Annotated in this window: 11 protein-coding genes; 7 read left to right on the top strand and 4 right to left on the bottom strand. The window is 67.2% G+C overall.

The window, feature by feature from the left end; translation table 11 throughout:
- Positions 1-152 precede the first annotated feature (152 nt).
- The 3 genes from V7787_RS20500 (at position 153) to V7787_RS20510 (ending at position 2,572) form a co-directional block, all read left to right on the top strand.
- Positions 153-1,136: an NAD-dependent epimerase/dehydratase family protein gene (locus tag V7787_RS20500; protein ID WP_336089393.1), complete on the top strand. Its 984-nt coding sequence runs from the start codon at positions 153-155 to the stop codon at positions 1,134-1,136.
- A 364-nt stretch (positions 1,137-1,500) separates the two neighbouring features.
- Positions 1,501-2,226, top strand: a complete 726-nt coding sequence (locus V7787_RS20505) for a glycosyltransferase family 2 protein (RefSeq protein WP_336089394.1) — start codon at positions 1,501-1,503, stop codon at positions 2,224-2,226.
- A gap of 10 nt (positions 2,227-2,236) precedes the next feature.
- Positions 2,237-2,572 (top strand): lipid-A-disaccharide synthase N-terminal domain-containing protein, encoded by a 336-nt coding sequence (locus V7787_RS20510; RefSeq protein ID WP_336089395.1) that lies wholly within the window; start codon positions 2,237-2,239, stop codon positions 2,570-2,572.
- Between the two features lie 13 nt (positions 2,573-2,585).
- Here V7787_RS20510 and V7787_RS20515 read toward each other — a convergent pair whose 3' ends face one another.
- Positions 2,586-2,981 (bottom strand): GFA family protein, encoded by a 396-nt coding sequence (locus tag V7787_RS20515; protein ID WP_336089396.1) that lies wholly within the window; start codon positions 2,979-2,981, stop codon positions 2,586-2,588.
- A 302-nt stretch (positions 2,982-3,283) separates the two neighbouring features.
- Between V7787_RS20515 and rpmB the strand changes: the two genes are divergently transcribed.
- Both rpmB and rpmG read left to right on the top strand, forming a co-directional pair.
- Complete coding sequence (gene rpmB / locus V7787_RS20520) at positions 3,284-3,520, top strand: 50S ribosomal protein L28 (RefSeq protein WP_057916198.1); 237 nt, start codon at positions 3,284-3,286, stop codon at positions 3,518-3,520.
- Between the two features lie 13 nt (positions 3,521-3,533).
- Entirely contained in the window at positions 3,534-3,698 is a 165-nt protein-coding gene (gene rpmG, locus V7787_RS20525) for a 50S ribosomal protein L33 (RefSeq protein WP_031370656.1), read from the top strand.
- 332 nt (positions 3,699-4,030) lie between these two features.
- Here the strand turns inward: rpmG and V7787_RS20530 are convergent, their stop codons facing one another.
- From V7787_RS20530 to V7787_RS20540, 3 genes are all read right to left on the bottom strand, one after another.
- Positions 4,031-4,966 (bottom strand): alpha/beta hydrolase family esterase, encoded by a 936-nt coding sequence (locus V7787_RS20530; RefSeq protein WP_336089399.1) that lies wholly within the window; start codon positions 4,964-4,966, stop codon positions 4,031-4,033.
- 381 nt (positions 4,967-5,347) lie between these two features.
- Positions 5,348-6,580, bottom strand: coding sequence for a trypsin-like serine peptidase (locus V7787_RS20535; RefSeq protein ID WP_336089400.1), 1,233 nt, complete (start codon positions 6,578-6,580; stop codon positions 5,348-5,350).
- A 296-nt stretch (positions 6,581-6,876) separates the two neighbouring features.
- On the bottom strand, positions 6,877-8,124 hold the full coding sequence (locus tag V7787_RS20540) for a trypsin-like serine peptidase (RefSeq protein WP_336089401.1): 1,248 nt from the start codon (positions 8,122-8,124) through the stop codon (positions 6,877-6,879).
- A gap of 755 nt (positions 8,125-8,879) precedes the next feature.
- Between V7787_RS20540 and V7787_RS20545 the strand changes: the two genes are divergently transcribed.
- A complete protein-coding gene (locus V7787_RS20545) occupies positions 8,880-12,362 on the top strand; it encodes a PAS domain-containing hybrid sensor histidine kinase/response regulator (RefSeq protein ID WP_336089402.1) in 3,483 nt (1,160 codons plus the stop codon).
- 56 nt (positions 12,363-12,418) lie between these two features.
- Positions 12,419-12,772, top strand: a complete 354-nt coding sequence (locus V7787_RS20550; protein ID WP_336089403.1) for a hypothetical protein — start codon at positions 12,419-12,421, stop codon at positions 12,770-12,772.
- Positions 12,773-12,785: the final 13 nt, after the last annotated feature.

The raw sequence follows: 12,785 nt of genomic DNA on the forward strand, positions 1-12,785 counted from the left end.
CGGCGCGGCAACGCGACCGGCGCCGCCGCAAGCCGAAACAACAGACGCGCGCCACGCTTCGACGATGGCGCCGACGATTTCGCCGCCGCCGTCATGCGCGGTAACGCAGAACTGAGCGAAACTTCAGGCCTTCTCGGCCCACTCCCCCTGCAATGACCATCCTAGTCACCGGCGCGGCCGGCTTCATCGGCGCCAACGTCTGCAAGGCGCTGCGCGCGCAGGGCCGCGCTGTCGTCGGCCTGGACAACTACAACGATTACTACGATCCGCAAATCAAGCGCGACCGCGTCGCCGCGCTGTGCGCGGACGTGGACATCCGCGCGCTCGACCTGACCGACCGCGACGGTCTGGCCGCGTTGTTCGACGAATTCGCGTTCGAACGGGTGATCCACCTGGCCGCGCAGGCCGGCGTGCGTTACTCGTTGAGCAATCCGCACGCTTACGTCGACAGCAATCTGGTCGGCTTCGTCAACATGCTGGAACTGTGCCGCCATCGCGGCGTCCAGCATCTGGCCTATGCCAGTTCCTCGTCGGTCTACGGCGATTCGGCCACCCCGCCGTTTTCCGAAGACCAGCGCATCGACCAGCCGCGCTCGCTGTACGCGGCGACCAAGGCCGCCAACGAGCTGATGGCGCACACCTACGCGCATCTGTACGGCCTGCGCTCGACCGGCCTGCGCTTTTTCACCGTCTACGGTCCGTGGGGCCGGCCGGACATGGCGCCGCTGCTGTTCTCGCGCGCGGTGCTGGCCGGGCGGCCGATCGACGTGTTCAACCACGGCAAGATGCGCCGCGACTTCACCTACATCGACGACATCGTCGCCGGGGTGATCGGCGCGCTGGATCATCCGCCCGAGTCCGCCGGCGGCCATGAATCCGAGCCGCCGCACCGGGTGTTCAACCTGGGCAATCACACCCCGGTCGAGCTGGAGCGCTTCATCCAGGTCATCGAGACCGCCGCCGGCCGGCCGGCGCAAAAGGTCTACAAGCCGATGCAGCCCGGCGACATGGTCGAAACCATGGCCGACACCGCGCGCGCCCACGCCGCCTTCGGCTTCGAACCGGCCACGGCGATCGAACTCGGGCTGCCCCGGGTGGTGGAATGGTGCCGGGAGTATTTCGGCGACGATGCCTGACGTTGCCCCCTGAAACAGGCACTATCGGACCGCTTGGCGCCTTTTCGGGGTGGCGCCGACGGGGCGACGTGACCGCCGCCACACCGACATTTCTCCGACGTTCGCGCATTCATGCTCCCGCGGCCGCCTTGCTGCCCGGGCCGTTCACTCGCGCTGCCCCGAGGCTTAAGCTTTCCTGGCTTTCTGCTTGGCAGTAACGGTCCGGCGGCTCATCGTGCTTTAACGCCTCGATGGTTTCATCGCCCCGGTATGGATCGCGCCAGGACCGGACCCATCGGCGCGCCATCACTGCGCGCCGACAAGCCGGCGGGCTGAAATAGCCCGGCTCCCCAGCGCCACCCCGCATCACTCAAGAGCTTCGTACATGACGCAATCGCCGCAGCTGTCCGTCGTCGTCCCGGTGTTCAACGAACAGGACAACGTCGCGCCCCTGGTCCAGGAAATCGTCACCGCCCTGCGCGGGGTCGCCGATTTCGAGATCGTCTACGTCGACGACCACTCCCGCGACGGCACCCTGGCTGCGCTGGAAGCGTTGAAAACCGGCGTGCCGGAGCTGCGCGTGCTGCACCACGTGAGCCAGAGCGGCCAGAGCACCGCGGTGCGCAGCGGGGTCAAGGCCGCGCGCGGCGCCTGGATCGCGACCCTGGACGGCGACGGCCAGAACGACCCGGCCGACATCCCCAAGCTGCTGGCCAAGCGCGCCGAGTCCCCGGCGGAGGTGAAGCTGTTCGCCGGCTGGCGGGTCAACCGCCAGGATTCGGGCAGCAAACGTTGGGCGTCCAAGTGGGCCAACGCGATCCGCAGCCGCATGCTGCGCGACGACACCCCCGACACCGGCTGCGGGATCAAGCTGTTCGAGCGCGCCGCGTTCCTGGAGCTGCCTTACTTCGACCACATGCACCGCTACCTGCCCGCGCTGATGCAGCGCGCCGGCTGGAAGACCCTGAGCGTGCCGGTCAACCACCGCCCGCGCGGCGCCGGCGTGTCCAAGTACAACAATCTGGGCCGCGCCCTGGTCGGCATCAGCGACCTGCGCGGGGTGGCCTGGCTGATCCGCCGCGGCAAGCTCACTCAGATCGTCGAACGCTGAGGCAGCGCGCATGGACTTCATGAACTCGCCGATCGCCTGGCTGGCCTGGACCGGCCTGCACATGTCGCCGTGGAAGCTGATCGGCCTGGTCGGCGCGTTGATGTTCGGCGGGCGCTGGCTGGTCCAGTTCATCGCCAGCAAGCGCCACGGCAAGCCGGTGATCCCGCGTGCGTTCTGGTACATGAGCCTGGTCGGCAGCGCGATGACCCTGAGCTATTTCGTGTTTTCGCAGAAGCAGGACTCGGTCGGGGTGATCCAGAACCTGTTCCCGGCCTTCACCGCCGCCTACAGCCTGTATCTGGACATCAAGCACCGCGGCTGGAAGCGCGACCGCGCCGACCACTGAGGCGGCGCGGCGCTCAGTCGATGATCTGGCAGCCCGGCGGCAGCCCGACCCAGCGCGAACGGCGGTCGTCGTAGACCGACACCTGCGGCGGCGGGAAGTCCGGCTCGGCGAAGGCGCCGACCGCGACCGCGACGAACGCCTCCAAGCCTTCGGCCCGCCAGAACACGGTCGAGCCGCAGCCGGGGCAGAAACCGAAGCGGGCGGCGCTGCCGCTGTCGCCACGTCGCATGTATTCGTGCGACTCGCCCTCGATCGTCACCGCTTCGCGCGGGAACCGGGCCTGCCAGCCGAACGCGCTGCCGGTGCGGCGGCGGCAGCACAGGCAGTGGCAGACCGAGATCCGGACCGGTTCGCCCTGGCAATGGACCTTGAGTTGGCCGCAGTCGCAGGACGCTGTGCGATCGGTCATGGCGGCGCTCCGTGGCGGATGAGGCGGCCACTCTAGCCGCCGCCCGTCGCAGGATCCGAGCCGGCGCGCGCCCAGCCGGGCAAGTGCTTGATCGGCCTGATCTTTGCCGGCATAATGCGCGGCTCGCTGCGTCCGGCTGCCCTTAGGGGCATCACCGGGCGGCCCCGGAAGCGCGATTCCGGACCGCCACGTGCCGCGTGAATTCCTTACCTGTATCGCGCGGCGCCGGCCTTCGAAAGAACGCGGTGTCGGGGCCGCCGCCTCCCTGGCCAAGGGAAGCAAGACTCCTTTCGAGGTGCGTAATGTCCCGCGTATGCCAAGTAACGGGCAAGCGAACGACGACTGGCAACAACGTCTCGCATGCCATGAACAAAACCCGCCGCCGTTTCCTCCCCAACCTGCACGAGCGCCGCTTCTGGGTCGCCAGTGAGAACCGTTGGGTGAAGTTGCGCGTTTCCGCTCACGCCCTGCGCACCATCGACAAGAACGGCATCGATTCCGTCCTCGCCGAACTCCGCGCCCGCGGCGAAAAGATCTGAGGAGGATCGAACCATGGCTTCCAAGCGCGACAAGATCCGCCTGATCTCGACGGCGAACACCGGTCACTTCTACACGACCGACAAGAACAAGAAGAACACCCCGGCGAAGATGGAGGTCAAGAAGTATGACCCCGTCGTTCGTAAGCATGTGATCTACAAGGAAGGCAAGATCAAGTGAAGCAATGGCGCATTTGCGCATAGCGCAAATGCCTTTGCCATTGCTTCATCCCCGCGAAAGCGGGGATCCAAAGCCAAGAGCCTTCAGAAGCGAACCCGCCTACATGGCGGGTTTTCTTTTGCCTGATCGTTTTTCCATCGCCAGCGCCAACAACGCCCCCTTTGCAAAAGGGGGCTAGCGCCCGACGCATGCACGAGGGCTCATTCGACACTGGCGGCGCGGGGGATTTGCGGTGGTTGCGGCTAAGAGCAAATCCCCCCTGCCCCCCTTTTTCAAAGGGGGGAACAGCAACAGCAACTGCAACCGCAACTGCAACTGCAACTGCAACTGCATCAAAACCCCAAAAACCACTCCGACACCGCCGGCAAAAAATAATCCGGCGGCGAATGCCCAGGCATGTCGCCGCCACCGGAGTACTGCCCGCCCGCATACAAGGTCAGCCTCGCCTTGCAGCCACCGCCCTTGTACTGCCGCGTCTCCGGCAACCCCGCCGGCACCACATACTCGGCGGAACACCCTTGCCGCTGCCGCCAGAAATCGTTCTGCCGAATCCCGAACAAGCCATCGGGACTGGAATCGCCGAAATGCTCATCGGCCAGACCGAAGAACGTCCACACCGACGGGTCGCCCTTGCAGATCGAAGGATCGTTCGGCGTACCGAACCAAAACGGCGTGTTCGCCGCCACCGGCGCCACCGCCTTGAAACGATCGCCGAGAAAGCAGCCGACCACCGCGGCCATATCGCCGCCCCACGAATGGCCGGTGGCGAAGACCCGCTGCTTGTCCACCGCGTAGTTCGCCGCCGCCAGATCCAGCAGCTCGCGGGTGAACTGGATATCGGCATTGCCCTGATAGGGCGAGGCGTACGGCCCCATGCGCCAACCCTTCAGGCGCTCGCCGTCGTAATCCCAACTGTAGCGCTGGTCGGGATAGATGAAGATCGTGTCCTTCATCAACCGCTCCAGGCCGACCACCTTCGGCGGCAACCAACCGTTGCCGAACCAATCCTGCATTTCGCCGCCGGTGGTGTCGGTGCCGGCGAAGACCACCACCAGCCGATACGAACCGTCGCTGCGGTAGTTCTCCGGCAGGCTGACGAAGTAGCTTCTGCGTCCGCCGGCCGCATTGGAAAATTGCGTGGACAGCTGCCCGCTCGCGGGCGACTGCGTCGCCGCTGAGGCAGATTGCGTTTGCGCGATGCCCGGCCACGCCGCGCAGGCGAACGCCAAGGGCACTGCGAGCTTCAACACCGACTGGATCGGATTCATCGTTCGCCTCGATCGAAAGCGCATGAACAGCATGCGGGATGGATGGCCTGAACGCTCATCGGTGACCGCGTCGCCTGAGCCATCGCAGATGAAAGCGACGCATCGCGACGCGGAAAGAGCGGAATCCTTGCCGACCGCGCTCGGGAATTGCGCGATCATCGTGCCGGACGCAGTACGCGCCGTCTTGCGGCTGTTACGCGAGAATCATGCGGAAATCCGCCTAATCGGCTTGCGTTCATCGTCGCCATCGGCGCGCCTGGAAACGGCATTCGGCGCGCAACGCTCAGACGCCATCGCCGCGATGCGAAACGCGCGGACACGACGACGCCGAAGGCATCCGCCACCAAGCGGATGCCCTCGGCGAATAGCGAACCCCTCGCCTTACGGCACGGTGTTGTTGAAGAACGACTTCACCTGCGGCCAGATCAACTGCATCTTCACGCCTCGATTGGGCGCGGCCGCGTTGCAGTTGCCGCCGAAGTGATGCAAGGCCACTACCTTGTGCGACGACCGCGCCAGCACCGGCGAGCCGGAGTTTCCGCCTTCGGTATCGCAGTAGTAGCCCGCATCGGTGTCGGTGCCGTAACCGTCGGCATCGGCGTCGATGATCTTGCAACGGCCGCCGCCGTCGCGGTCGCTGACCACCGACAACTCCTTCATGCGCGTATCGGGATGGCCGCTGATGTACATCTCCTCGCCGACCACCGGCTTGCGCACGTCCAGGCTCAGATAGCCGAAGCTGGAAATGTTGGCGAAGTTCTTCACCGTCAGCAGCGCGTAGTCCAGCGTGCGATCGGTCTTGAGCAGCTTGTCGCCGGCCACCTTGGTCAGCGTGCCGCTGGTGGTGCCGCTGCAGGTGGTGGCCTGGTAGTTGAACCAGAACTCCGAACCGGCCACGTCGGCGGCGGTGGACAGGCAATGGTTGTTGGTGAAGATGCGGTTGTCCGCGCCCACGCGCCACGCGGTGCACCACTTGGTGCCGTTGAGCAGAATCAACGCGACCGGCTTGGAGCGCGCGACCGCGGTCGCGTCGCTGCTCGCGTAACACGCCACCGGGCGGCTGTCCTTGGTGCCGCAGATCGATTTGGTCGACGCGCCGTTGCTGAGCAGGCCCGCTTGGCTCAACTCGCCCATCAGCTCCTGCGGGAAGCCTTCGTCGTAACGCTCCACGCGCACGCCATGATGCGGCGCCCACGGTTCGGTCGGAGTGCCGGTCAGACGCAGCACCGCGGTGTTGCCGGCGATCGACATCGCGCCGAAGCGGCTCTTGCCGTCTTCGCCTAGCGAAGCATCGACGGTGTACCGGCCCAAATCGCCCTTGCGGTAACGATAGACCTCGGTGCGCTGAGGGTTGGACACTTCCAGCACTACGCCGGCCGGCAGATCGAACTGGGCGAAATGGACTTTGATGTAGGCGGCATCGGGCGTGCGGATGCTCACCGGCGCGGACCATGCCGACTTGGACAGGCCCAGATGCGCGCCCAAGCGAACATCCGCGGCGTGGCTCTGGCCGGCGCTCGGCGGCGTCGGGCGGGCCTCGCCGGCGAACGCCGGCGCGGCCAACAGACAAGCGGCGAGCGCGATCACGCGCGGCGCATGGCTTGCGATAGTCATGGTGTCTCTCCCTGTATGGCGATGCGGCGCTCACCGCGCGACCAACAAGGCCCGCAGGCGCCAGCGCAGAGCTTGCACAGCGCGGCGCGCGCACGGACGCGTGCGCAAGCGCCGATCGGGCGCGCAAACGTGATCGCGATCGGATTCGACCGGTGGATGTGCGGAACTTGAATCCGTGCCGCACTGCGGCTGTGCGCGAGGTGTGAACGCAGCGCGACGCAGCGGCCTGAACAGTTCATTCCACGAAACGAAAACCCGCCGTTTCCGGCGGGTTTTCGCGCTACGCAGCAGCGATGTCAGGGAATCACGCCACCGAAGTGGGTCGATACCTGCGGCCAGATCAACGACATCTTCGCGCCGGAATTGAAGCAACCGCCGAAGTGATGCAGCGCGATCACCTTGCTGCTGGAACGCGCGATCACCGGCGAACCCGAGCTGCCGCCTTCGGTGTCGCAGTAATAGCCCACATCGCTGTTGGGCGCGTTGCCGGTCACGCTGGGCGCATCGACCCGGCATTTGCCGCCGCTGTTCTGGGTGTCGGCGACGCTGAGCTCCTTCACCCGCCCGCCCGGATGGCCGGCGATGAAGATGCCTTCGTTGGCGACCGCGGCGCGCGGGTCCAGACCGAGGAAGCCGAAGCTGGAAATGGTGCTGAAGTTCTTCACCGTGAACAGCGTGTAGTCCAGGGTGACATCGGTCTTGAGCATCGCATCGCCGGCGACCTTGGTCACCGGCGCGGTGGCGGTGCCGGTGCAGGTGCTGCGCTGATAGTTGAACCAGAACTCGGCGCCGGACACGCCCGCGGCGGTGCTGATGCAATGGTTGTTGGTGAACATGCGGTTGCTCGAACTCACCCGCCACGCGGTGCACAGGCTGCCGCCGCTCATGACCGCGCGCGCGACCGGCTTGGAGCCGTTGAAGGCTTGGGTGTCGCTGCTGGAATAGCAGGCCGCGTGCTGCTTGTTGTTGGTGCCGCAGATGGACTTGCCGCCGACGTCGCCGCCGAGCAGACCTTCGTTCTGCAGATCCGGCAGCATGTCTTCCGGATAGCCTTCCAGATAGCGCGACACGCTCACCCCGTGATCGGCGCGCCAAGGTTCGCGCGCGGTGCCGACCAGACGCAGCACCGCGACCGGGCCGCTGATCGACATCGCCGAGAAGCTGGTCTTGCCGTCCTGGCCGAGATCGGCGGCGACGGTGTGCGGGCCGAGTTGCTGCGCGCTGTAGCGATACACCTCGCGGCCGTCGGGGCTGGCGACCTCCAGGGTCACGCCGGCCGGCAGCGAGAAGCGGTCGAAATGCACCTTGATGAAAGAGGCGTCGGCAGTGCGGATTTCGGCGCGTTTGATCGGCGCCTGCTTGGAGCCGGGTTGCGCGCCCAGACGCAGATCGACGTTGCGCTGATCGGCGATCTTCAGCGGCGCGGGCGCGACCGGTTCGGTCTGGGCGAAGGCGGCGATGGGCAGCGCCAGACACAGCGCGCTGGCCAGCAACGCGGGCACGAACGACTTCGAGTATCCGTACTTGCAAGATCCGTACTTCATTCGCTGTTCCCTCCTGGGATCGGTGACGACGGCGCGAAATCAACGGAAACGATGGACGCGCGCCTCCGCGCCGCGCGGGCGGCGGAGTGCGTGGCGATTGCTGCGCCGTGAGTGGTGGATTGAGGTGGCGCGCGCAAACGCGTCGGGTTCTGCGCGCGGGGCCGACACTGGCAAATACGCGGCGGCGAAACCGTGACCCCGGTGGATTCCGTCACGGCGCGGTGCGGAAGCTTGATGGTCCGCTCAGGTCGTGTGTGCGGGGCGTGGCCGGTGTTCAGGCGGTGGGCGTTGGCGATGGCGCGGGGCAGCACGGCGGGGCGGCCCTCATCTGCCCTTCGGGCACCTTCTCAGCCTTGCGCTCCCTTCGGTCGCCGCTAGCGGGACAAGGGAACAACGACGACGCTGCTTTAGCCCCTCTCCCGCTAGCGGGAGAGGGGTTGGGGTGAGGGCCCCGGAATGACGATCACTTTCGCGACCTGATCGCCCCTCATCCGCCCTGCGGGCACCTTCTCCCGCTAGCGGGAGAAGGGAACAACAACGCCGCTGCTTTAGCCCCTCTCCCGCTTGCGGCGCCCGAAGGGTGTGCAAGGCTGAGAGGGGTTGGGGTGAGGGCCGCAGGATGACGATGACTTTCGCGACCTGACCGCCCCTCATCCGCCCTGCGGGCACCTTCTCCCGCTAGCGGGAGAAGGGACAGGTCCGGCCCTCACCCCAAAGCCGTACACTCGTCCCACTTCACCACCCGAACCGCGCCCTTGATCCCAGGCTGGATCCTGCTGTTGGTATCGGCCGGCTACGTCGGCCTGCTGTTCGCGGTCGCCTACTACGGCGACCAGCGCGAACGCTCGCCGCGCGCGCGCTGGCTGCGCACGGCGGTGTACTCGCTGGCCCTGGCCGTGTACTGCTCCTCGTGGACCTTCTACGGCGCAGTCGGCACCGCCGCGCGCACCGGGCTGGGCTTCCTGCCAATCTATCTGGGCCCGCTGCTGATGCTGCTGTTCGGCTGGCGCATCCTGGAGCGGTTGGTGCTGATCTCCGGCGAACACCGGATCGTGTCGATCGCCGATTTCCTGTCTTCGCGCTACGGCCGCGCACCGGGCCTGGCCGCGCTGGTCGCGGCGGTCGCCTTGACCGCAGCGGTGCCCTACGTCGCGCTGCAGTTCAAAGCGGTGGCGATGAGCGTGGAGGTGTTGGCCGGCGTGCCCTCGGACTCGGGCTTGTTCGCCGACCCGGCGTTCTACGTGGCGATGATGCTGGCGGTGTTCGCGATTCTGTTCGGCACCCGCCGGGTCGATGCGACCGAGCACCACCACGGCATGGTCCTGGCGGTGGCGCTGGAATCGCTGGTCAAACTGATCGCGTTCATCGCCATCGGCGTGTTCGCGCTGATCCATCTGCCCGGATTGGGCAGTTATCCGGAACGGGTCGAGCAAGCCGCGCGAGTAGTGATGCAACCGGGCCTGCCGGCCGGATTCGCCACCCAGACGCTGTTAGCCTTCACCGCCATCGTCTGCCTGCCACGCCAGTTCCACGTCGCGGTGGTCGAATGTCAGGATCCCAACGATCTGCGTTCGGCGCGCTGGTTGTTCGGCGGATACCTGATCCTGATCAGCCTGCTGGTGGTGCCGATCACCCTCACCGGCCAGGCCATGCTCGGCGGCAGCGGGGTGTCGCCGGACACTTACGTGCTGGCCTTGCCGCTGCAACTCGATCAGCGCGCGCTGGCGTTGATGGTGTACATCGGCGGCTTCTCCGCGGCCACCGGCATGGTCATCGTGTCGTCGGTGGCGCTGTCGACCATGGTCAGCAACGATCTGGTGATGCCGTTGCTGTTGCGCAGCGGCGTGTTGCACGAGGGCGCGCCGCATCAAAGCCCGGGCATCGACCGGCAGGTGCTGTGGGTGCGCCGCGTCACCATCGTGCTGTTGGCGCTGATGGCCTACACCTACCACCGCGGCTCGATCGGCGCCAACGGTCTGGCCCAGCACGGTTTGCTGGCGTTCGCCGCGGTCGCCCAGTTTGCGCCGGCCTTGATCGGCGGCCTGTACTGGCGCGGCGCCAGCCGCTCGGGCGCGGTCGCCGGTTTGTTCGCCGGCACGGTGGTGTGGGTGTATACGCTGCTGTTGCCGGCGTTGGCGCGCGGCGGCTGGATCGGCGATGGCTGGATCGCCAACGGCCCGCTCGACCTAGTCTGGCTGCGGCCGGAGCAATTGTTCGGCCTGGTCGGTTGGGATGCGCTGACCCACGGCACGTTCTGGTCGCTGCTGTTCAACATCGGCGCGTTCCTGTTCGTCTCGGTGCGCCAGCGCCCGCGCCTGCAGGAGCAATTGCTGGCCGCGCCGTTCCTGGATCCGTATGTGCGCCGTCCCGCGCTCGGCCCGGGCGGCTGGGCCGGCAGCGTGCGCAGCGGCGAATTGCTGGCGCTGGCCGAACGCATCGTCGGCGAACGTCACGCGCGCCGCGCCTTCGTCGACTACGCGCGCCAGCAAGGCCGCGAATGGCAACCCGAACAACCGGCCGACCGCGCGCTGGCGCAATTCACCGAACGCCTGCTCGCCGCGGCGATCGGCGCGGCGTCCGCGCGCCTGACCTTGACCAGCGCGCTGCGCGGTTCGGGCATGGAACTGGGCGAAGTGGTGGCCTTGCTCGATGAAGCCAATCAGGAACTGCGCTTCAACCGGCAGGTGCTGTCGACCACGCTGGAGAACATCAGCCAGGGCGTCAGCGTGGTCGATCCGGAAATGCGGCTGGTCGCCTGGAACCGCCGTTATCAGGAGTTGTTCGGTTATCCCGACGGCATGCTCTACGTCGGCCGCCCGGTCGCCGATCTGCTGCGCTGGAACGCCGAGCGCGGCGAAATGGGCGCCGGGCCGTTGAACGAGGACAGCATCAACGAACTGGTGCGCCGCCGCCTGGCCCACTTGCGCGCCGGCGCGCCGCACGTGTTCGAGCGGGTGCGCGCCAACGGGCAAGTGATCGAAATGGTCGGCCGGCCGCTGGTCGGCGGCGGCTACGTCACCAGTTACAGCGACGTCACCGACTACAAACGCGCCGAACGCGCGCTGCGCGAGGCCAACGAAACCCTGGAGCAGCGGGTCGAACAACGCACCCAGGAAGCCGAGTCGGCGCAGCAATCCAAGACCCGCTTCCTGGCCGCAGTGAGCCACGACGTGCTGCAACCCCTCAACGCAGCGCGCCTGTTCACCACCGCGCTGCGCGAAAGCGACGACACCGCCGAGCAGCGCCGGCTGGCCGAACGCGTCGACGCCTCGCTGCGCGCGGCCGAGGATCTGCTCGACGGTTTGCTCGACATCTCGCGCCTGGACGCCGGCGCGCTGCGCCCGGAGCCGGCCGATCTGGATGCCGGCGAACTGCTGCGCGAACTGGCCGCGCAGTACGCGCCCAGCGCCGCCGGCCGCGGCCTGCAACTGCGGGTGCGCGCACCGCTGCAACCGATGCCGGTGCGCAGCGACCGCCGCCTGCTGCGCCGGGCCTTGCAGAACTTCCTCGCCAACGCGCTGCGCTACACCCGCGAAGGCGGCGTGTTGATGGCCGCGCGCGCGCGGCCCGAACAAGGCCGGGTCGAATTGCAGGTCTGGGACACCGGCCCGGGCATTCCCGAGCACCATCTGGAACAAATCTTCGATGAGTTCCGCCGCTTCGACCAACCCGGCACCGGCGGCGAACGCGGCCTGGGCCTGGGCTTGTCGATCTGTCAGCGCATCGCCCGCACCCTCGACCATCCGCTGCGGGTGCGTTCGCAGATCGGCTACGGCAGCGTGTTCTCGATCACGGTGCCGTGCGGACAAGCGCTGCGCCCGGCGGCGCCGCTGGAAACCGCGCATCCCGGCCTGGGCGATTCGCTCGCGGGCTTGCGCGTGCTGTGCATCGACAACGACCGCGAGATCCTCGACGGCATGCGCGCGTTGCTGGACCGCTGGGGCGCGACCGCGCTGTTGGCGGCGACCGTCGACGACGCGCTGGCCCTGCTGGAAAACAACCCCGACGTGGCCTTGGTCGACTACCACCTGCACGACCGCCTCGACGGCCTGGCCACCATCGACGCCCTGCGCGAACGCCTCGGCGCCCCGCTGCCGGCAGCGCTGCTGACCGGCGACGGCAGCGACGCGCTCAAGCTGGCCGCGCGCGAACGCGGCTGCCGGGTGCTGACCAAGCCGATCAAGCCGGCGTCGTTGCGGGCGTTTTTGGCGGCGCAGCGGCCGACGGCGCGGGTCTGAGGCATGCATCGATACTGCGTTGGCCGCGCCCCGCAACCATCCTCATCGCTAGCGCAATGTCTTCGTTCGCCGGATTGCTGATCGCCCTGTTCGCTGCGGCGCTCGGCTGCGCGTTGGCCTTCGCGTGGCGCGCGCGATCGCGTCATGACGACACGCCGTTGTCGCCGCTGCCGTTCGAAGCCGATCCGCCCTGGCATGAAGTACTCGGCGTCGCCCACGACGCCGATCGCGACAGCATCGAAGCCGCGCATCGAGTACGCCGCGATGAGCACGCGCCCGAACGCGTAGCGCGCCAAGGCGCCAAAGCGCGGCGGCAAGCGCACTTGCGGGTCATGCAGTTGGACCGCGCTTATGCGACGGCGATGCGCGAACTAGGGTTAGGGCGCACACGTATCGCCGACGGCGAGTGATCGGCGCGCTGGG

Source organism: Pseudomonas sp. CGJS7, assembly GCF_036961695.1.